Origin of the sequence: Acinetobacter sp. B51(2017) (assembly GCF_003711395.1) — a bacterium.
Classification (GTDB): domain Bacteria; phylum Pseudomonadota; class Gammaproteobacteria; order Pseudomonadales; family Moraxellaceae; genus Acinetobacter.
Map to the genome: position 1 here is coordinate 1 of NZ_PJRJ01000038.1, position 18,609 is coordinate 18,609.

The 18,609-nt window shown below is 41.0% G+C and carries 23 protein-coding genes and 1 rRNA gene; 4 read left to right on the forward strand and 20 right to left on the reverse strand.

Going from position 1 to position 18,609, the window contains the following annotated elements:
- Window positions 1–173 (forward strand): transposase family protein (locus CYK47_RS13480; RefSeq protein ID WP_164709160.1); only part of this gene is annotated, 173 nt, incomplete at its 5' end.
- On the opposite strand, the gene CYK47_RS13485 is transcribed toward CYK47_RS13480, so the two are convergent.
- The 5 genes from CYK47_RS13485 to rpe all read right to left on the reverse strand — a co-directional run bounded on the left by CYK47_RS13485 (window position 130) and on the right by rpe (window position 2,713).
- Window positions 130–444, reverse strand: a complete 315-nt coding sequence (locus CYK47_RS13485) for a hypothetical protein (RefSeq protein ID WP_213072435.1) — start codon at window positions 442–444, stop codon at window positions 130–132. The two genes, CYK47_RS13480 and CYK47_RS13485, sit on opposite strands and share 44 nt — an antisense overlap.
- Window positions 445–508: 64 nt before the next feature.
- The gene (locus tag CYK47_RS13490; RefSeq protein WP_122902336.1) at window positions 509–976 is read right to left on the reverse strand and encodes a methylated-DNA--[protein]-cysteine S-methyltransferase; all 468 of its coding nucleotides are present in this window, start codon (window positions 974–976) and stop codon (window positions 509–511) included.
- A gap of 5 nt (window positions 977–981) precedes the next feature.
- Window positions 982–1,299, reverse strand: a complete 318-nt coding sequence (sugE, locus tag CYK47_RS13495; RefSeq protein WP_122902337.1) for a quaternary ammonium compound efflux SMR transporter SugE — start codon at window positions 1,297–1,299, stop codon at window positions 982–984.
- A gap of 61 nt (window positions 1,300–1,360) precedes the next feature.
- A complete protein-coding gene (locus CYK47_RS13500; RefSeq protein WP_122902338.1) occupies window positions 1,361–1,678 on the reverse strand; it encodes a DMT family transporter in 318 nt (105 codons plus the stop codon).
- Between the two features lie 348 nt (window positions 1,679–2,026).
- Entirely contained in the window at window positions 2,027–2,713 is a 687-nt protein-coding gene (rpe, locus tag CYK47_RS13505) for a ribulose-phosphate 3-epimerase (RefSeq protein ID WP_122902339.1), read from the reverse strand.
- A gap of 177 nt (window positions 2,714–2,890) precedes the next feature.
- Between rpe and CYK47_RS13510 the strand changes: the two genes are divergently transcribed.
- Window positions 2,891–3,160 carry a DUF2218 domain-containing protein gene (locus tag CYK47_RS13510; RefSeq protein ID WP_122902340.1) on the forward strand — a complete coding sequence of 90 codons (270 nt, stop codon included), beginning with the start codon at window positions 2,891–2,893 and terminating at the stop codon, window positions 3,158–3,160.
- Between the two features lie 24 nt (window positions 3,161–3,184).
- Here the strand turns inward: CYK47_RS13510 and fghA are convergent, their stop codons facing one another.
- From fghA to CYK47_RS13545, 7 genes are all read right to left on the reverse strand, one after another.
- Window positions 3,185–4,021, reverse strand: a complete 837-nt coding sequence (fghA, locus tag CYK47_RS13515) for an S-formylglutathione hydrolase (RefSeq protein WP_122902341.1) — start codon at window positions 4,019–4,021, stop codon at window positions 3,185–3,187.
- A 12-nt stretch (window positions 4,022–4,033) separates the two neighbouring features.
- A complete protein-coding gene (locus tag CYK47_RS13520; RefSeq protein ID WP_122902342.1) occupies window positions 4,034–5,410 on the reverse strand; it encodes a C13 family peptidase in 1,377 nt (458 codons plus the stop codon).
- A gap of 113 nt (window positions 5,411–5,523) precedes the next feature.
- Window positions 5,524–6,342, reverse strand: coding sequence for a class I SAM-dependent methyltransferase (locus tag CYK47_RS13525; RefSeq protein WP_122902343.1), 819 nt, complete (start codon window positions 6,340–6,342; stop codon window positions 5,524–5,526).
- Window positions 6,336–7,160 carry an undecaprenyl-diphosphate phosphatase gene (locus CYK47_RS13530; RefSeq protein ID WP_122902344.1) on the reverse strand — a complete coding sequence of 275 codons (825 nt, stop codon included), beginning with the start codon at window positions 7,158–7,160 and terminating at the stop codon, window positions 6,336–6,338. Before CYK47_RS13530 ends, CYK47_RS13525 begins: the two co-directional genes overlap by 7 nt.
- A 14-nt stretch (window positions 7,161–7,174) precedes the next feature.
- Entirely contained in the window at window positions 7,175–7,840 is a 666-nt protein-coding gene (gene tsaB, locus CYK47_RS13535) for a tRNA (adenosine(37)-N6)-threonylcarbamoyltransferase complex dimerization subunit type 1 TsaB (protein ID WP_122902345.1), read from the reverse strand.
- Between the two features lie 110 nt (window positions 7,841–7,950).
- Window positions 7,951–8,481 (reverse strand): gamma carbonic anhydrase family protein, encoded by a 531-nt coding sequence (locus CYK47_RS13540; RefSeq protein ID WP_122902346.1) that lies wholly within the window; start codon window positions 8,479–8,481, stop codon window positions 7,951–7,953.
- A 10-nt stretch (window positions 8,482–8,491) separates the two neighbouring features.
- Window positions 8,492–9,094 carry a CoA pyrophosphatase gene (locus tag CYK47_RS13545; protein WP_122902347.1) on the reverse strand — a complete coding sequence of 201 codons (603 nt, stop codon included), beginning with the start codon at window positions 9,092–9,094 and terminating at the stop codon, window positions 8,492–8,494.
- A gap of 140 nt (window positions 9,095–9,234) precedes the next feature.
- On the opposite strand from CYK47_RS13545, the gene CYK47_RS13550 reads away from it, so the two are divergent.
- Together CYK47_RS13550 and CYK47_RS13555 are read left to right on the forward strand one after the other, a co-directional pair.
- Window positions 9,235–9,783 carry an NUDIX hydrolase gene (locus CYK47_RS13550; RefSeq protein ID WP_122902355.1) on the forward strand — a complete coding sequence of 183 codons (549 nt, stop codon included), beginning with the start codon at window positions 9,235–9,237 and terminating at the stop codon, window positions 9,781–9,783.
- 135 nt (window positions 9,784–9,918) lie between these two features.
- Window positions 9,919–11,250 (forward strand): anthranilate synthase component I family protein, encoded by a 1,332-nt coding sequence (locus CYK47_RS13555; protein WP_122902348.1) that lies wholly within the window; start codon window positions 9,919–9,921, stop codon window positions 11,248–11,250.
- A gap of 78 nt (window positions 11,251–11,328) precedes the next feature.
- Here CYK47_RS13555 and hisC read toward each other — a convergent pair whose 3' ends face one another.
- The 8 genes from hisC to rrf all read right to left on the reverse strand — a co-directional run.
- Window positions 11,329–12,420, reverse strand: coding sequence for a histidinol-phosphate transaminase (hisC, locus tag CYK47_RS13560; protein ID WP_122902356.1), 1,092 nt, complete (start codon window positions 12,418–12,420; stop codon window positions 11,329–11,331).
- Between the two features lie 107 nt (window positions 12,421–12,527).
- On the reverse strand, window positions 12,528–13,832 hold the full coding sequence (gene hisD, locus CYK47_RS13565; RefSeq protein WP_164709208.1) for a histidinol dehydrogenase: 1,305 nt from the start codon (window positions 13,830–13,832) through the stop codon (window positions 12,528–12,530).
- Window positions 13,833–14,003: 171 nt separating this feature from the next.
- A complete protein-coding gene (gene hisG / locus CYK47_RS13570) occupies window positions 14,004–14,699 on the reverse strand; it encodes an ATP phosphoribosyltransferase (protein ID WP_122902350.1) in 696 nt (231 codons plus the stop codon).
- Window positions 14,700–14,704: 5 nt separating this feature from the next.
- A complete protein-coding gene (gene murA, locus CYK47_RS13575) occupies window positions 14,705–15,964 on the reverse strand; it encodes a UDP-N-acetylglucosamine 1-carboxyvinyltransferase (RefSeq protein ID WP_122902351.1) in 1,260 nt (419 codons plus the stop codon).
- 7 nt (window positions 15,965–15,971) lie between these two features.
- Window positions 15,972–16,223, reverse strand: a complete 252-nt coding sequence (ibaG, locus tag CYK47_RS13580; RefSeq protein WP_122902352.1) for a BolA family iron metabolism protein IbaG — start codon at window positions 16,221–16,223, stop codon at window positions 15,972–15,974.
- A gap of 138 nt (window positions 16,224–16,361) precedes the next feature.
- Window positions 16,362–16,694: a ribosome hibernation-promoting factor, HPF/YfiA family gene (gene hpf / locus CYK47_RS13585; RefSeq protein ID WP_122902353.1), complete on the reverse strand. Its 333-nt coding sequence runs from the start codon at window positions 16,692–16,694 to the stop codon at window positions 16,362–16,364.
- A 119-nt stretch (window positions 16,695–16,813) separates the two neighbouring features.
- Window positions 16,814–18,265 carry an RNA polymerase factor sigma-54 gene (locus CYK47_RS13590; protein WP_122902354.1) on the reverse strand — a complete coding sequence of 484 codons (1,452 nt, stop codon included), beginning with the start codon at window positions 18,263–18,265 and terminating at the stop codon, window positions 16,814–16,816.
- Between the two features lie 261 nt (window positions 18,266–18,526).
- Window positions 18,527–18,609 (reverse strand): 5S ribosomal RNA (gene rrf, locus CYK47_RS13595); the annotation flags it as partial.

Below are 18,609 nucleotides of genomic sequence, written 5' to 3' on the forward strand. Positions count from 1 at the left end.
TTGAGAAAAAGTACAATAAACTGATTGGAAAAATACGAGTTGTTATCGAACACATCAATAGTCAATTGAAAACATTTAGAATATTAAGTGAACGCTATCGAAATAGACGGAAAAGATTCGGTTTACGTATTAACTTAATTGCTGCACTGGTAAACCGAATAAACTTGCAATAACCACTTTCGCAAGAGGTCTATTATAAACAGCCTCTCTATCCTTTGTTAAGTTTTCTATAGTTGTTAGACCATGGCCAGGTTCGCCAGTTTTCTTATTTACTACCAAGCAAGTTAAAGGCGGTAAATTTTCTGTTTCACAATAACGCATGAGACATCCTAAAATTTGTGCTAAAACCCCTGCCCCCTCAAACTCCAAAGCCTCTGCAACCATTTGATAGGTCAAAGTCTGACGATTTGCAGCGGCAGAAATCAAGATTTGCCAAACTTGCAAAGCTCTCTCACTTCTAGTTCTTGATACCATTTTGATTTTCCTTTCTTATTTGATCTAGTTTTTATTATAGTGCTTCTAACTCAAGCAAATATTTTTTCTTCTCAATACCACTTGAAAAACCCACCAATTTGCCATTACTGCCAATCACGCGATGACAAGGAATCAAAATTAAAATTGGATTTTTGCCATTGGCAGCGCCCACTGCACGTACCGCCTTCGGGTTACCCAACATCTGTGCTTGTTGTAAATAACTACGCGTTTCCCCATAAGGAATTTGACCTAATGCTTGCCAAGCACGCTTTTGAAATGCTGTACCTTGCGGGGCTAAGGGCACAGAAAATTCACGGCGCTGCCCTGCAAAATATTCATCCAGCTCCATTTGGGTCTGCTGTAAAATCGCCTGCTCAGGGTTAAAAATTGCATCTGCTAACGCAATTCCATCTTGGGTAAATACTGCCAATAAGGCATGTTCATCGGCAATTAAATCTAAATGACCAAATGGTGAAGCATAATGACAAAAATAGCGTGACATGCTTATTAACTCGATGAGATTTTCATTAATACTAACCCAGAAATGATTAAAGTCGCAGCAAGCATTCGCATGGCATTGGCAGGTTCACCCAGTACAAAAATCCCAACTAAAAATGCACCTACAGCACCAATCCCCGTCCAAACCGTATAGGCAGTGCCCAAAGGTAGCGTTTTCATGGCATAAGACAATAAGGCAAAACTTAAGATCATAAATACAATCGTTAAAATACTGGGGGTCAATTTGCTAAAGCCGTCTGACATTTTCATAAAGTATGCCCAGACCACTTCTAGACATCCCGCCACAATTAACACCAACCAAGCCATATATTTTCCACATAAAAAAACGCCGTGAGTCTATAGATTCACGACGTCATTGTTTTCAATTTTAAGATGAAGATAACTTCATCAAAACCAAACCAGAAATAATCAGTAAAGCTGCTAGAATACGCATAGGGCTCGCAGCTTCACCTAAAATAAAGATCCCTACTAAAAATGCACCAATCGCACCAATACCTGTCCAAATGCTATAGGCCGTGCCTAAAGGCAAAGTACGCATGGCATAAGCCAATAAACCAAAACTCAATAACATAAATAGCAATGTGATTAAACTTGGACCCAGTTTAGTAAAGCCTATCGACAGTTTCATACTGTAGGCCCACACTACTTCAAAGATACCCGCTAACACTAGAATAACCCAAGCCATATTGCCTTGCTCCTTTATAGAGTCAGGCCGTCCTGACGATTTTTCTAGTTTTGGGCAAAAGACCAAAACAAGGGAGGTCGTCCCTCCTTGTAGATTTAGATATTATAAATAAAAAATGCGCCAATTTAAGGCATTTTACCAATCATTACCAAAAAATTGACGAACTGATCTTCAGCTCAATCACTGTACCAGGTTCAAGTTTATTCAACTTACAAACTATCTCCATTTTAGTGCAGTGATTGCTCTAAAATAATGCAAATAGAGTTTTGCTTTACTTCTCTATGGGTGATATGACTTTATTTTAAGGCTAAAAAAGAGCACCTAAGTGCTCTTTTTGACAATAATTCTTTAAGCTTGCTGGCTACCTACTAGCGCTAATTCAGCGCGCATTTTTTCAATCACGGCTTGGTAATCAGCTTGACCAAAGATGGCTGAACCTGCAACAAACATATCCGCACCTGCTTCAGCAATTTCACGAATATTGGCTGGCGTAACCCCACCATCGACTTCCAAACGAATATCACGACCTGAAGCATCAATGATTTTACGTGCTTCGCGTAATTTATCTAAGGTCATTGGAATGAATTTTTGCCCGCCAAAGCCTGGGTTGACACTCATTAATAACACTTGGTCAACTTTATCTAATACGTAATCTAGATAATGCAGTGGTGTTGCTGGGTTAAATACTAAGCCCGCTTTAGCACCGCCTGATTTAATCAACTGTAAAGAACGGTCAATATGCTCAGAGGCTTCAGGATGGAAGGTAATAATATCCGCGCCTGCTTCTAGGAAATCACCAATCATACGATCAACAGGTTTGACCATTAAATGCACATCAATCGGCGCTTGAATACCGTATTTTTTTAATGCCTTACATACCCCTGCGCCAAAGGTTAAATTGGGTACATAGTGATTATCCATCACGTCAAAATGCACAACATCAGCACCTGCCGCAAGTACGTTTTCAACTTCTTCACCTAGACGTGCGAAGTCAGCAGATAAAATAGAAGGTGCGATTAAATATGGCTTGGACATAATAGAACCTGGCTTTGGGAATATTGCAAAATTGATGTCATTATAACAAATTCCAGCGCCTTGCTATGTAGGCTTTTCATCGTGTCATGCGTGCTGTTAAAACACAGGGTTGCATTTTTGCAGCGTAATTCAGCGTTTGGCTTTGCTAAACTAAACAAAATTTAGAGGCTAATGCTCATGAAAACAACGACACAAATTCACACCCCAGATGGCGCTCGCATCAGTAAACGCTTACTCAACCACTGGAAACATAAATTTGAAGTCAGCCAAAGTGAGTCTGATTTTCAGATTTTTATGCCTGAATACCATATTACCCTGACCCCGCATGCTGACACTTTGGCGGTCTCAATTGAAAGCCAAGTTGAAGATTTAACCCATATACAAAATGTAGTGTTAAATCATCTCAATCGGATGGCGAATCAGGAATTTACTGCAATATGGCAATAAAAAAGAGGCGACATGCCTCTTTTGTTAAGGTTGCAGTTGTACTGCGTGGTATTGCAGATGATCATCAATAAAACTTTGAATAAAGTAATAACCATGATCATAGCCTTGATGCTCGCGTAAGGTCAGCTTTTGCCCGACCTGCTGACAGACCTCTTGAAACAGTGCTGGATTAAGTTGGCTATAAAACTGATCTTTTAAACCTTGATCAATTAAAATATCACTAAATAAGGCACCTTTTTCTTGAAGCAACGCAGTCGCATCGTGCTGCAACCAAATACTGCGATCTTCACCTAAATAATTTGAAAAAGCTTTTTCACCCCAAGGACATTGGCTTGGTGCACAAATAGGTGCAAAGGCTGAAACTGACTTAAATTTTTCAGGATATTTAAGCGCTAAAGTTAATGCGCCATGTCCACCCATCGAGTGACCAAAAATTCCCACTTTGCCTTTGGCAATATTAAATTCATTTTCAACCAAGCTATACAGCTCATCTACAATAAAGCTTTGCATTTGGTAATGCTCAGCCCACGGCGCTTGAGTGGCATTAATATAAAAACCCGCACCTTGACCTAAATCCCAATGGTCGCCTTTGGCAACATCATCACCACGCGGTGAAGTATCTGGGGTAATTAAAATTAAACCCAACTGCGCAGCTAAACGCTGAGCATGCGCTTTAATAGCAAAAGTTTCTTCGTTACAGGTTAAACCTGCCAAGTAAAACAGTGCTGGACAAGCTTGACCTGTTAAGGCTTGTTGCGGCAAAAAAATACCAAATTTGCTATCTTTTTTTAAAGTGCTGGATGCAAAACGATAAATACGCTGCTCGCCTGCAAAACATTGGTTGTTTTGTAATAATTCCATATGTTGTCCTACTTAAGGTGCGGTATTGTTTTGTGCTGGAAATAAACGTTGTTCCAATTGAGGCAACATCAGTTGCATATTTTTACCCATCGCCCATTGTGGCTCAGACGGTTCAAAACCTTGTGCAGCTTCCCACTTGGCTACTGTATCTTTGGCTTGTAAAAACGCACTTTCAAACGAATGTTGTTCTCGCATCGCTTCATCAAATAAAGCGCGCCCAAAATAGGTGTAATCAGCCTCATTACTACAGCCAAATGACTCACGATCAGCCGCAGCTGCGGTAATCACCAAGGTATTTTCATCTTGTAAAGCCGAGACAAAACTGCCTGAGAAACAAGATGAAATCACAATCACCCGCCAGCGAATGCCTGATTTATCCAACGTATCACGTAACCATTTCGGTTCGACATAGGCTAAATCAATCGGTGCATTTTCAAGTTCAAATTGATTAGGCAAGCCATGTGAGGTCATATATAAAAATAATACATCGCTTTCCCGATTCATTTGTTGCCCGATGCGTTTGAGCGCCATTTCAATACTGGTTTTTGAGGCAATCGGCTGAGTATCTCGTGTAGCAGGATGATTAATCAAGACCATCGAGCGCCCAAAAGTCCCAAATCGAGTATCAAATTGTTCACGAATTCGCTCCACTTCAGACTTAAATACATCTTGATAACTGGCACCTGCCACGCCTAAAAAGTACCAATGGCTTTGCGCAAATTCACCAAATTGAATGCTGTCTAAAGCTTTATTAAGCACTTTGGGCTGTGCATAGATGGCTGCCTCAGAAATACTTGGCGGTACTTCATCCACTTTCCAAATCGGTTGGCTTTTTGCAGAAATTTGCCATACCACTAGGGTAAATAACGTGGCAATAATAATTAGGGCACGTTCCCACCATGGCCACTGTAACTCACGCGCAAATACCCATACCACTGCCAAACTTTGCCAAACAAACAACACCATAAATAAAATAGGCAAATAGTCATATAACAGATAGGGCAACCAATCCATCATGCCTAAATATTGAATTAAGCTTTGCAGTAAGGCAACGTGCGTGTCGAGTACCAACCACAATAAGGCAGGCACAAGCATTAAGCGTGGGTTGTTAATGCGCTGTGATAAGAAGATCCCAACAATTAAGGCAATAAATGGCCATAAGGCATAACTCACTAAACCTTGTGAGTTAAACTCGCCGACTTCACCTGCACTGAGCCATGCAAATAAGGTATTGGCACAACCACCTAAAATCCCCCAAACAATCAACTGTGGGATGGACGGGCGAACAATTTGTAAGGCACGACGTGAACCAAAGAATAACCACATACCGGCAATTTGGTTGCTTTTAAAATCATGCCAAAAGTTAATGGAGGGTTTAAAGTCGATCATGGAGTTATCTATGCAATGCCTGCCAAAGGTGCGCGATTAAGTGTATGCCGAATGGCAGCTTTATCAATGCTCGAATCTACTATATCTTAAAACAATGCTTAAAAATGCGGCAGTTACATTTTTAAATCATGTTGAAAATAAGCATCAAAACGGCAAGCATCACCAAGCCATTGTTGATCTGTGCTTTGTCCTGCCAAAAATACCGCTAAACGAGGACGTTTCACAATTACACGCTTGGCAATTTTCTGTGCCAACGGCAAAAGGTTGTCACCTAAATCCATTTCGCCATCTTCTGGCAATAACAGATGTAAAAGCTGCATTTGTTTTTTTACTTGTGCCTGTTTTTTTGGCGCTTGCTGATTTTGATCACGCTGTGGGAACATGGGGTCTAAATATACGACATCAAAGGTATTGCCTAATTCAGCTTGCTGGCTTAAATAGTCGGCAGAATCAGAGAAAACCAACTGAATACGTGATGCAGCAGCATGCAAAATTTTATCGTTTAAGGCGCGTTGCTGTGTATCTTCAAGCAAGCTAAACAGGATTGGATGACGTTCTACGAGCGTTACATGTGCACCTAAATGCGCCATAAGTAAACTGTCATGCCCTAAACCTGCCGTTGCATCAATTAAACGCGGTTTCTCTGATAAATTACAGGCACGAGCAATCATTTCTGACTTGAGTGAAGCACGTTTTAAACGCCCTGTTTCACCTTGCCAATCTGGTTGCATTTTCATGCCATTGGCAGATAACCATAAGCCTTCTTGGTCAACACAAAGTGCTAATTCTGGATTGAGGCGTAAAAACCGCGCTGCGAGTTTTTCAATCACTTCAATCTCAACATCAACCCCACGCGAAGAAAGCACAGCAGAATACTGCTGTGCTTTCTCTAAAAAGGCCTGTTCTGTGTATAAGCGTAATGCGCTTACCATAAAGTCCAACCTGTATATGCAAATAATAAAATCGCTAAACCCGATACAATGCGATACCACGCAAAGACCATAAAGTCACGTTTAGCTACATAGGCCACTAAAGCACGAATCAGCAATAAAGCCGAGACAAATGACACCAATAGCCCTACGCCAATTACAGTCCAATCTGCTGTACCTTCAAAGACATGATAGCTTTGATATAAGTCCAATAAACCTGCACCCACGATCACAGGAATACCCAAGAAGAACGAGAATTCGGTTGCGGCTTTACGTGATACACCTAAGAACATTGCACCAATAATGGTTGCACCTGAACGTGAAGTTCCTGGAATCAACGACAATACTTGAATTAAACCAATCCATACCGCATCTTTAATGCTTAAATCTTCGACTTCTTTAGCACGAACAACAGGAGGATTTTTTTCAATCCAAATAATGATTAAACCACCGACAATTAAACCAATCGCAATGGCAATATTATTAAAAAGCAGTTCTTTGACCGTTTGACCAAAAGTCAAACCCACCAACACAATTGGAATCGAGGCTAAGATCAAACCAATCCCTAAACGGCGTCCTTGCGGCTCACCACTTACGATCCCGGTCGCAGCACCCCAAAGTCGTGCCCAGTATTCATAAATAACCGCGGCTATTGCACCCATTTGAATAGCAATCACAAAGACATCGCTTTTTTCTTTGCTCCAAAAGTTCATGAGCTCAGAAGCTAAAATTAAATGCCCAGTACTAGAAATCGGCAGGAATTCGGTAATCCCCTCTACAATCCCCATAATGGCTGCTTTTAACAGCAGTAAAAGATCCATAACAATTACCTAAATTATGCTTTGCCTTGATCTGGAATTTTTTTCCATGCATCGTCACGTAAATATACAGGCAATGCTAATTCAGCACTGACCCAATTTTGTTGTAAAGCTGCTTGACGCGCAATTGTGGCAATATCTTGTGCAGTCGGTTCCAGCGCCTGATATTGGGTTGCTGTTGCATCGAGCAAATGACTGCCTGAACCCACTAACACAAATTGGCTAACGTGCAGCGCTTTTTCGTAGTTCAGTAACTGCTCTTGATCAACCGCTTGCATAATGCCGTGTTCATCAAGCTTAAAGCTTGCGATATACACTTCATTCATGCGGGCATCAATCACCGCAGTGACTTGGCTTAAACCATGCACACGCTGTGCAGCTTGTGCTAAAGCTTGCAAAGTTGATACCGGAACCACCGGTAAATCATTTGACCATGCCAAGGCTTGCGTCACCGCAGCATTAATACGCACACCGCTAAATGAACCCGGACCACGACTAAATGCAATTGCAGTCAGATCACTTGGCTGTAAGCCTTGTTGCTGTAAGCCTTGTTCAATCATCGGTAAGATGGTTTGCGTTTGCGCGCGCGGGCGGGAGTCAAAATCAAAAAACAACTCTTGGGTGTCATCGACAATACAGACGGAACACTGCTGATTGGCAGTTTCGAGTGCCAGCAATTTCATGCCAAACCTTAATGAATAAATATTTAAAAATGGTGGCTATCATACTCCACTCCTAAAAACTTGGCGATACACGATACAAAAAAGCCAAACGCGTGGTTTGGCTTGATCGCTTACACCTCAACGGCTTTTAAATCCTGAAAATCCGCAAAATGCTCAGCATAATGCAATGCACTTTGTTTAAGTTTAGCAATGCCTGCTGCATCTAAAGTTTTTACCACTTTACCGGGCGATCCCATCACTACCGAATTATCAGGAATGACTTTACCTTCAGGAATTAAGGCATTGGCACCAATAATACAATTTTTACCAATCTGTGCATGGTTAAGCACTACCGCCTGAATGCCAATCAAAGAATTCTCACCAATCAGACAACCATGTAGCATGGCTTGATGTCCAATCGTAACGTAATCACCAATGTGCATATCAATGCCAGCATCGGTATGTAACACCGCATTTTCTTGCACATTGCTGTAATGCCCAATATGAATTTTGGCATTGTCCCCACGCACCACCGCGCCAAACCAAATACTCACTTTATCGCCTAATTCGACATTACCAATCACGCTAGCTGTAGGCGCCACCCAACCATTCCACGGCACATTGATGGCTTTAGGACTTAAATTTTTATATTCATATAACATAATAGACTCTTTATTTTTTGATTTTAAAAGCTGGAGAGTTGAGTAAAAATGGCCATTCCTTTTGATAATCGAGGCCATATTGAAATAACGACACCATCATACGTGCGGTGAGTCCCCAAATAATTTCATTTTCTAAACGAAAACTTGGGAAATATAAGGATTGATGCTGATAGCGCACTTCATAAGGAATCGGATTGGCTTCAAGCATTTTACGTAAGGAAACATAGAAAATCCGATCAATTTCACTGGGCTGCGCGACCAAGGGTAAATTGGGCGGAATGAGACCGACCACGGGTTTAACTAACATACCGTTACGTGCCTTTTGCATCGGTAAATCGCCAATCAGTTCCACATCAAAAGGATTCAACCCAGTTTCTTCTTGCGCTTCGCGTAATGCCACTACAATATTACTGGTGTCTTGTGGATCACGTTTTCCTCCAGGAAAAGACACCTCTCCCGGATGACTATTTAAATACACCGAACGCCGTGTCAGCAGTACTTTAGGATCATCTTCTTGGGTAATCGCAATCAGTACCGCAGCTTGCGCCTCACGCACACGCTTAGAAAAGCGCAATCGTTGTTGTAATAATAAAGTCAGTGCACGATCATCCATGTCGTTTGCTCTACGTCCCAATTTATGCAATTAAATACCATGATAGCTGAAATTTTATTCTAAAGGATAGCGTCATCAGAGGGTGCAGGCATGCTTTTTTTACGTTATCCTGAGGCATCCGGTTATCATTGATGATGCATATGAACTTTTGCGGCAACTGCGGACAAAAAACTGTCGAGAAAATCCCTTTAGGCGACCACCAAGTACGTCAGGTGTGTAGCAGTTGTGGCAATATCCATTACGTTAATCCTAAAGTCATTTGTGGTGCTTTAGTGCTGCATGAAGATAAAGTCTTACTCTGTCGCCGTGCCATTGAACCACGTTATGGTTTATGGACATTGCCTGCAGGTTACATGGAACTGTTTGAAACCATGGAACAAGGTGCAGCACGCGAAACCCGCGAAGAAGCTGAAGCTGAAGTCGAAATCGAACAGCTGTACTGCATGTACAATATTCCACGCATTGGACAAATTTATGTGCTATTTAAAGCCAGCCTTGTGGAGGGTAAATTTGGTGCCGGTGAAGAAACCATCGAATCGCGCTTATTTAGCGAAGATGAGATTCCATGGCAGCAACTGGCATTTCCAAGTGTAGAACGTACCTTAAGGCATTATTTTGCCGACCGTAAATTGGCACAATTTGATATGCATTTGGAAACACTAGGTTCACGTTTAGATCAAACCGGTTAATCACGGCTAAAATCACAGCAGCACGATTCACTCTTGGCTAAAAATGCGCATTTTTAGCGCAAATTGCGCCTACGCATGCTGACCTAAGCAGAATTTTAGCTACACTAAGCATCTCCCATTTGTCTGTGTAGATTTATGAGCCAAGCTGCTGCTTTTTCCCAACGACTTTGTCCGCTACAAAGCCCTGCTGAGTTAATCAGTGCACTCAGCGCTTTAGATCCTGTGTTGTATTTATATAATCAGGGCAAGCCGGTGATTGGCTGCTTTCCTGAACAGTACTGCGTCTTAAACAATGAGATGCACTATTTTCAAGCGACAGGCGTCAATCAATACCAAGCAAGTGACGCCCAAGATTTCAGTCAACTGATTCAAAGCGCCAACACTCGCGTCAATCAACACAGTTTTAGTGGCGGCATCATGGGCTTTATTGGCTATGATCACGGCGCAGCACAAGCCATTCAACTCCATTATAAAACACAGCCTGCTCTATTCTTAGGTCTGTTTACTAGCTATCTTGAGTTGGGTGTGGATGGTTGGTATTTCCAAAGCACATCTACCCAAGCAGCAGCGCAATTTGGCTATTTGCAAGATACTTTACAACAAAAACCAGTTTTAGATTTTTATCTGACTCAGCCCTGCCAAGCACGTTGGAGTAAAGCCGAGTATCAAGCTGCATTTCAACGCGTGCAAGATTATATTGTCGCTGGGGATTGCTACCAAATTAATTTAACCCAAGAATTTATCGGTCAAGCGCAAGGTCGACTTGCTGCTACGGCAGAAAAATTTTGGCAACTGACACAAGCACCCTATGCAGGCTATTTGCGTACTGGTGAGTTTGAATTACTTAGCTGCTCGCCTGAGCTGTTTATTGAGTTTAATGCAAAGCGTCATATTGTAACTAAACCGATTAAAGGCACCATGCCACGCTTTGCTGATGCCAGTTTAGATGCACAATCTAAACAGCAACTGATCGATTCAGAAAAAGACCGTGCTGAAAACGTCATGATTGTGGATTTACTCCGTAATGATTTAAGCGTGTATGCGGAAATCGGCAGCGTTAAAACGCCTAAATTATTTAATATTGAAAGCTTTAATCAAGTGCATCATATGGTGAGTGAAGTGACTGCCACCTTAAAAGCTGAAGTGAAACCGTTTGATGTCTTAATGTCTGCGCTGCCGGGGGGGTCTATTACTGGTGCACCTAAAATTCGCGCCATGCAAATTATTAATGAACTAGAACAAGCACCACGCGGTGCCTATTGTGGCTCAATGGGATATTTTAACTTTGATGGAACAGGCTGTTGGAATATCTTGATTCGCTCTATTCAAAAATATCAAACTGATATTTCTCTTTGGGCTGGCGGCGGGATCACGATTGCCTCGAATGTCGATGCCGAATATCAGGAATGCTTTGATAAGGTGGCTGCAATGCAGGATTTATTGAATACGTGGTATCAAGCTGAATAAATCAGTTTTTAATTCCTCCCAATCACCCTTTAAAACAATACAAAAAACCCCTCTTGATCAAAGAGGGGTTTAGGCAGATTAAACTAAAATCTCATTTTTCAAAGTATCCACCAAACGCTGATTTTCTGCATCTGTACCAATCGTGATGCGCAGATACTGATTAATACGTGGCTTGTTAAAGTAACGCACAATAATGCCACGCTCACGTAACTCAGCGGCAAGCTGACCTGCATCTTTCCCATCTAATGTGGCAAAAATAAAGTTTGCTTTTGACGGCAATACGTTAAAACCAAGAGCTGTTAAATCAGTCATCAGCTTTTCACGGCTAGCAATCACCTTTTGGCATTGTGCTTCAAAGTAAGCCTGATCTTCAAATGATGCTTTGGCAGCAGCAATCGCAAAACGATCTATAGGATAGGAGTTAAAGCTGTTTTTAACAGCTTCTAAAGCTGCAATTAAATGCGGCTGTGCGATGGCAAAACCAACACGCAAACCTGCTAAAGAACGTGACTTAGATGTGGTTTGACACACCACTAAATTGTCATATTTTTTAACTAAACTGACAGCAGATTGCGCACCAAAATCAACGTAAGCCTCATCAATCACCACGACAGAGTCTGGATTGGCTTGCAATACTTCCTCAATCGCGCTTAAGCCTAAATCAATACTGGTCGGTGCATTTGGGTTAGTAATGATAATGCCGCCATTTGGCTGCTTATAATCATCCACAACAATTTCAAATTGATCATTGAGTGGCAAGACTTTGGTTTTTACCCCAAAGAATTGGCTATAGACTGGATAAAAACTATAGGTAATATCTGGATATAACAATGGTAATTCTTGCACAAAGAACGCTTTAAAAATATGCGCTAAAACTTCATCAGAACCATTACCGACAAAGACTTGCGTTACAGGAACCTGCTGTTGATGCGCAATCGCCTGTTTTAATTCAGATGCATCTGGATCTGGATATAAACGTAATGCATCTGCTGAGTTCTGCAGTACTTTTTGTACCGCTTCCACAACTTGCGGTGATGGTGGATAAGGGTTTTCGTTCGTGTTTAATTTTAATAGGTTTTCAATTTTAGGCTGTTCACCTGGTACATACGGCTCAAGCTCGCGTACGGCTGGGCTCCAAAAACGCATTTGTTGTGTAGTCACGTTAGACATGCTGTTGCTCTCTTTGGTCATTGAGCTAAACCTCTGCAGATCATTCAGATTGATTAGATTCAGCTGGGCAGAGGTTTAGATTGGCACATTCAATTGATAGTGTAGGCTTAATCTTGGTAGCGGTAACGTGCTGAGCGTGCATGTGCATCTAAATTTTCTTGCTGCGCTAGAGTATCAGCAGTTTTCGCTAAAGTTTTCACGCCGTCTTTTGAGCACATGATTAAGCTTGAACGTTTTTGGAAATCATATACGCCAAGTGGTGATGAGAAACGTGCTGTCCCTGAAGTTGGTAAAACGTGGTTTGGACCTGCACAGTAATCACCAATCGCTTCTGGGGTATAACGACCCATGAAGATGGCACCGGCATGACGAATATCTTCCGCCATTGCTTCTGCTTCATCTAAACATAGCATTAAATGCTCAGGCGCCACTTGGTTAATCAACTCAACACCTTCGGCACGGTCTTTCACCAAAACCAATGCACCGCGGTTTTCAATTGAAGTACGGGCAATATCTGCTTTTGGTAGGGCTTGTAAATGTTTTTCAATCCACTCGCCTACTGCATTTAACAAATTTTCATCAGGGGTAATAAATACCGCTTGTGCCACGGTGTCATGCTCAGCTTGTGACAATAAGTCCATCGCCAACCATTCTGCGTTATTTTCGCCTTCTGCATAGACTAAGATTTCTGAAGGGCCGGCAATCATATCAATACCAACTTGACCAAACACCGCACGTTTTGCCGCAGCTACGAAACGGTTACCCGGACCTGTGATTTTATCCACCGCTGGCACAGTTTGGGTGCCATACGCCAATGCTGCAACAGCTTGTGCTCCACCAATGGTAAATACACGGGTTACACCAGCTAAATAAGCTGCTGCCAACACCAATGGATTTAAATCACCATTTGGCGCAGGCACCACCATAATAATTTCAGGCACACCTGCCACATGCGCAGGTACGGCATTCATCAGTACTGATGAAGGGTAAGATGCTAAACCGCCCGGTACATAAATCCCCACACGATCAAGCGGTGTCACTTTTTGACCTAAGGTATTGCCTAAAGCATCTACATAGGTCCAACCGTCTTGTTTTTGCGCTTGGTGAAATTCACGTACACGGTTTGCTGCAAGCTCTAATGCTTCACGCACTTCAGTGGTTAGACCTTCAAAAGCGGCTTTAAGCTGTGCTTGAGTCAGTTCTAGATCTGAAAATTGATGCGCAGGATGTCGATCGAACTGTTGTGTCAGCTTAAGAACATGAGCGTCACCATGCTGACGAACGTCGGCAATGATTTGGTCTACAGTCTTTAAAAGTTCAGGATCGCTAACAGTCTCAAAAGCTAACAAATCAGCAAAGATTTGTTTAAAGTTTTGATCTTGAGTCGATAAACGTCGCATCAATTTACCCACAAAATGTCTATAAGAAAAGTTTAGTTTACCTGTTTTCTGAAGTTTTGTCGGTATCTATCTATGCAGTTTAATAGGAAATAACTTTTGTCATGATTGATTAAAAGCTGACTTGATCTTTCACATAAAAAAACCGCCTCGAAAGGCGGTTTTAGATTACAAAACGTTTTAAGCTTATTTAGCAGCTTCACGCTCTGCGACAGCTTGTTCAAGCTGCGCTAGAATTGGATTGAGCAATTGTTGCTTACGTTTAAAGCTGGCTTTATTCACGATTAAACGTGAAGACACTTTACAAATTTCTTCTAATGGCTCTAAACCATTGGCACGTAAGGTATTACCAGTATCCACAACGTCTACAATGTAATCACCTAAACCCACTAATGGCGCTAACTCCATTGAACCATAAAGTTTAATCACATCGACTTGCTCACCAAGGCTTGCATAGTATTGACGGGTTAAATTCACGTATTTAGTGGCAATTTTTAAACGACCTTTTGGACGTTGCATCCCCACTTTACCCGCTGTCATTAATTTACAGTTGGCAATTTTTAAATCGAGCGGTTCATAGACATTTTGCGCGCCATGTTCCATCAGCACATCTTTACCCGCAACACCAAGATCTGCTGCACCATTTTCAACATAAGTTGGTACATCAGAGGCACGTAAAATTAAAATACGAACGTGTTTATGCGTGGTTGGGAAAATTAATTTACGCGATTTATCAGGATCTTCTAAAAGATTAATACCGGCTGTTTCTAACAGAGGTAAGGTCTCTTTTAAAATACGACCTTTACTTAATGCTAAGGTTAAACCATGATCAAAATTGCCCATTACGTCAAAGTTTGGATCATCGTTTCTCATATCGCTCATTAATCTTACTCGCTTACTCGCTTAATTTGGGCACCTAAACCTTGCAGTTTTGCTTCAACATCTTCATAACCGCGGTCAATGTGATAAATGCGGTCAATCAGTGTTTCACCGTCAGCTGCCAATGCGGCTAAAACTAGTGAGAATGAAGCACGTAAATCCGTTGCCATAACAGGCGCTGCAGAAAGTTGTTCTACACCGGTTACCACGGCATCATTACCTTCGACCTGAATATTGGCGCCCATACGTGACAATTCAGGTACATGCATAAAGCGGTTTTCAAAAATCGTTTCCGAAATAGTCGCAAAACCACGACCAATGGCATTCACTGCCATAATCTGTGCTTGCATATCGGTTGGGAATTCTGGATGCGGCAGCGTGCGGAAGCTGACTGCTTTAGGACGTTTGCCCTGCATATCAAGCTCAATCCAGTCATCACCACGGGTCACTTCTGCACCCATTTCTTCAAATTTATCTAATACTGCTTCTAATAAACTTGGGTCAGTATGTGTGGTTTTCACACGGCCACCCGTAATGGCTGCTGCTGCTAAATATGAACCGGTTTCGATACGATCCGCCACGACTGCATATTCACAGCCATGTAAGCTTTCAACACCTGTCACCACAAGTGTGTCTGTGTCTAAACCTTCAATCTTAGCGCCCATTTTTATTAGCATTTGCGCAAGATCGGTAATTTCTGGCTCACGCGCAGCATTACGAATCGTGGTTACGCCATCAGCAAGTACCGCAGCTGTTAAGATATTTTCGGTACCGCCTACGGTCACCATATCAAAAACAACTTCACCACCTTTTAAACGACCGTCTACTTCTGCTAAGACATAGCCATTTTCAACTTCAATCTTCGCACCTAATGCTTCTAGCGCTTTTAAATGTTGATCAACTGGACGTGAACCAATCGCACAGCCGCCCGGCAGTGATACTTTAGCTGAGCCGTAACGTGCCAATAAAGGACCAAGCACCAAGATTGAAGCGCGCATTGTTTTTACTAATTCATAGGGCGCAAATTGATTATCTAATGTTGAAATATCCGCTTTTACGGTGTCACCTTCATAACTGATAGTGACGCCTAAGCCTGCAATCAACTTCACCAATGTATTTACATCTTTTAAATTAGGCACATTGGTGAGCGTAATTGGGGTATCAGCTAGAATGGTTGCTGCAAGTAACGGTAAGGCTGCATTTTTTGCACCTGAAATTCGTACTTCACCTTCGAGCTTAGTACCACCTTGAATTAAAAATTTATCCATTAACGAATTAAGCTCCGAAAAGACTAGCTTTACGCCATTCTTCTTTGGTCATTGCACGAATTGTGACAGCATGCACTTCACCACTTGCAATATAAGAATTTAGCGGTGCATAAACAGCTTGTTGACGAGCAACCGGACGTTTACCTTCAAATTGATCATCGACAATACGAAGATCAAATTTTCCGCCTTGCCCACTTACAGCAACTTCAGCCTCAGGAAAAGCAGCTTTTAAAATATCAGTGAGCTGATCACTATTCATCGCAAAGACCTCTTATATTAGATCAAGGGTGTAAAAACCTGTCATTCTACTATAAATGACAAAAATAATTCATTAGTGATATACATTATATCTATAAAAAAAGAGGTTTAAAAAAACCTCTTTTTGCTTTTTTAAGCACTAAGACAAAATTGCTTGATACTCAGTTTGAGATTCACGATATTTTTCGAGTTGGCGTTTAAGCTTTTCCGTCATTTTTTTAATCGAACTATACATATCATCCGCTGTTGCTTGCGCAAACAATTCAGCACCTGGTACACGCACAATCGCTTCGGCAATGTGGTTACTGCTGCCCTTTTTAGAGCGCTTATCCACTTGATGATCTTTGCTGAGCTTGACCTGCATACTACTGATTTGATCAAGATGCTTAGTTATTTGGGCAAATTTACTGCGGATATTATCTTCAATCGCAGGAGTAATAGTTAAATGATGACCACGAATTGTAATTTGCATAGTTCTATCCCTCAATGTGTAGGATGAAATACGTCGCAGACTTAAAAACCACTTAAGCCGCACCTTTATCGGTCATTATGTTGTCATAATGCACCTTTACAATTACCGCACTTTAAAAATTAGATCAATACTTTTCGTTCAGAAGATGATGGAATATTCAGTGATTCACGATATTTTGCAACTGTTCTACGCGCCACATCAATCCCCTCTTCCTTAAGCAAATTAGCAATTGCATTATCCGACAAAGGCTTACGTATATTTTCTTCGCTAATTAACTTTTTAATCTTGGCGCGAATCGCAGTAGAGGATGCCTCACCACCTGTTGTCGTTCCAACATGACTTGAAAAGAAATATTTCAATTCAAATAAACCACGCGGTGTTAGCATATATTTATTTGTGGTCACCCGTGAAACCGTCGATTCATGCAGTTCAACTTCTTCTGCAATATCGCGTAACACCAAGGGACGCATACCTTCAGCACCAATTTCTAAAAAGGCTTTTTGATGCTCAACAATACAGCTAGCTACTTTAAGTAAAGTTTTATGACGCTCATCAATACTCTTAATAAAGTTTTTTGCTTCAAGCATTTGATTACGTAGATATTGATTATCATCACTTTGATCAGCACGACGAATCATATTGGCATAAAACGAATTGACTCTTAACTTAGGTACAATATCTGGATTAAGTTGTACCTGCCAAATTTCATTTTTTTTAGCTACCACCACATCTGGAATTTGATAGTCTGATTCTTTATTCTCAAAATCTAGACCTGGATGTGGTTTTAAAGTTTTTAATAGCTCAAGGGCTGCTTTTAATTGCTCAGTATTTAAACCTGTTTGTTTGATTAACTTGCTTAATTCATTGTTAATTAACAACTCATAATGTTGCAATAATAATAAGGCCTCACGACGATTGACAGTATTGCTCGGCAATAAATCTAACTGTACCGCTAAACACTCTGCTAAATTACGCGACCCCACTCCTACGGGGTCAAGCCGCTGAATACATTTGAGTACTGCAAGTATCTCATCATCTTCAACTTCATCTTCATAATCCATTGACTGTAATAAGTGTTGTACCGATGCAGTAATCTCTGAAATTTCTACATCTAAAAAACCTTTTTCATCTAATGAATCAATTAAACAATAAGCTATTAATTTATCAATTTGACTAAAATTGAGTAGATTAATTTGCTCAAGCATATGCTCGCTTAAGCCTAAATGACCTTGACGATTATCTTCACGCTCTTCAAAATCAGCAGAACCTAAACTGGTCGGTTGATGGGTGTAAACGTCATCCCAATCGGTATCTACAGGCAAATCATCTGGTAAATGGTCAGCATTTAATTCATTGGTTAAATCTTTATTCTCAGTCTCTTTTTCTAAATTAGATAAACTTTCAACCGTGGTCTGCTCTTCCACTTTTTCTAATAATGGGTTACTTTCTAACTGGACTTGAATTTCTTGCTCAAGTTCTAGGCTCGACAATTGCAGTAAACGGATCGCCTGTTGTAACTGTGGTGTTAAAGATAATGAGTTTGCAACTTTTAATCCAACTGATAACCGCATGCTGTTTTACCCTCCTTATTTTGCGCTATTTATAAGCAATTTTTATGCCTGTTTTATTTTTTATAGCACAAATTAATCAAAAATCATACAATTTTTACTCCTCTGCGACTAAATATTTAAAATTATTACTAATAAATAGAGTGCTATATCATCATTTTTATTTATAAAGGTATCTTCTAAGCAAATTATTAAGGACTTTTAGCTTTTTATAGTCGAAAAAAATCCCCCTGATGAATGATCAGAGGGATTTTTAGAATAATGAGCTGGCGATGACTTACTCTCACATGGGTAACCCCACACTACCATCAGCGCTAAGAGGTTTCACTTCTGAGTTCGGGAAGGGA

What these genes read in the sequence shown, in the direction of transcription:
- hpf (WP_122902353.1), bottom strand. Translation starts at nt 16,694, where the DNA reads ATGCAAATTACAATTCGTGGTCATCATTTAACTATTACTCCTGCGATT.
- tsaB (WP_122902345.1), bottom strand. Translation starts at nt 7,840, where the DNA reads ATGAAATTGCTGGCACTCGAAACTGCCAATCAGCAGTGTTCCGTCTGT.
- hisG (WP_122902350.1), bottom strand. Translation starts at nt 14,699, where the DNA reads ATGAGCGATATGAGAAACGATGATCCAAACTTTGACGTAATGGGCAAT.
- CYK47_RS13555 (WP_122902348.1), top strand. Translation starts at nt 9,919, where the DNA reads ATGAGCCAAGCTGCTGCTTTTTCCCAACGACTTTGTCCGCTACAAAGC.
- CYK47_RS13520 (WP_122902342.1), bottom strand. Translation starts at nt 5,410, where the DNA reads ATGATCGACTTTAAACCCTCCATTAACTTTTGGCATGATTTTAAAAGC.
- fghA (WP_122902341.1), bottom strand. Translation starts at nt 4,021, where the DNA reads ATGGAATTATTACAAAACAACCAATGTTTTGCAGGCGAGCAGCGTATT.
- hisC (WP_122902356.1), bottom strand. Translation starts at nt 12,420, where the DNA reads ATGTCTAACGTGACTACACAACAAATGCGTTTTTGGAGCCCAGCCGTA.
- sugE (WP_122902337.1), bottom strand. Translation starts at nt 1,299, where the DNA reads ATGGCTTGGTTGGTGTTAATTGTGGCGGGATGTCTAGAAGTGGTCTGG.
- CYK47_RS13540 (WP_122902346.1), bottom strand. Translation starts at nt 8,481, where the DNA reads ATGTTATATGAATATAAAAATTTAAGTCCTAAAGCCATCAATGTGCCG.
- murA (WP_122902351.1), bottom strand. Translation starts at nt 15,964, where the DNA reads ATGGATAAATTTTTAATTCAAGGTGGTACTAAGCTCGAAGGTGAAGTA.
- ibaG (WP_122902352.1), bottom strand. Translation starts at nt 16,223, where the DNA reads ATGAATAGTGATCAGCTCACTGATATTTTAAAAGCTGCTTTTCCTGAG.
- CYK47_RS13545 (WP_122902347.1), bottom strand. Translation starts at nt 9,094, where the DNA reads ATGGATGATCGTGCACTGACTTTATTATTACAACAACGATTGCGCTTT.
- CYK47_RS13500 (WP_122902338.1), bottom strand. Translation starts at nt 1,678, where the DNA reads ATGGCTTGGGTTATTCTAGTGTTAGCGGGTATCTTTGAAGTAGTGTGG.
- CYK47_RS13510 (WP_122902340.1), top strand. Translation starts at nt 2,891, where the DNA reads ATGAAAACAACGACACAAATTCACACCCCAGATGGCGCTCGCATCAGT.
- CYK47_RS13550 (WP_122902355.1), top strand. Translation starts at nt 9,235, where the DNA reads ATGAACTTTTGCGGCAACTGCGGACAAAAAACTGTCGAGAAAATCCCT.
- rpe (WP_122902339.1), bottom strand. Translation starts at nt 2,713, where the DNA reads ATGTCCAAGCCATATTTAATCGCACCTTCTATTTTATCTGCTGACTTC.
- CYK47_RS13490 (WP_122902336.1), bottom strand. Translation starts at nt 976, where the DNA reads ATGTCACGCTATTTTTGTCATTATGCTTCACCATTTGGTCATTTAGAT.
- CYK47_RS13530 (WP_122902344.1), bottom strand. Translation starts at nt 7,160, where the DNA reads ATGGATCTTTTACTGCTGTTAAAAGCAGCCATTATGGGGATTGTAGAG.
- CYK47_RS13525 (WP_122902343.1), bottom strand. Translation starts at nt 6,342, where the DNA reads ATGGTAAGCGCATTACGCTTATACACAGAACAGGCCTTTTTAGAGAAA.
- CYK47_RS13590 (WP_122902354.1), bottom strand. Translation starts at nt 18,265, where the DNA reads ATGCGGTTATCAGTTGGATTAAAAGTTGCAAACTCATTATCTTTAACA.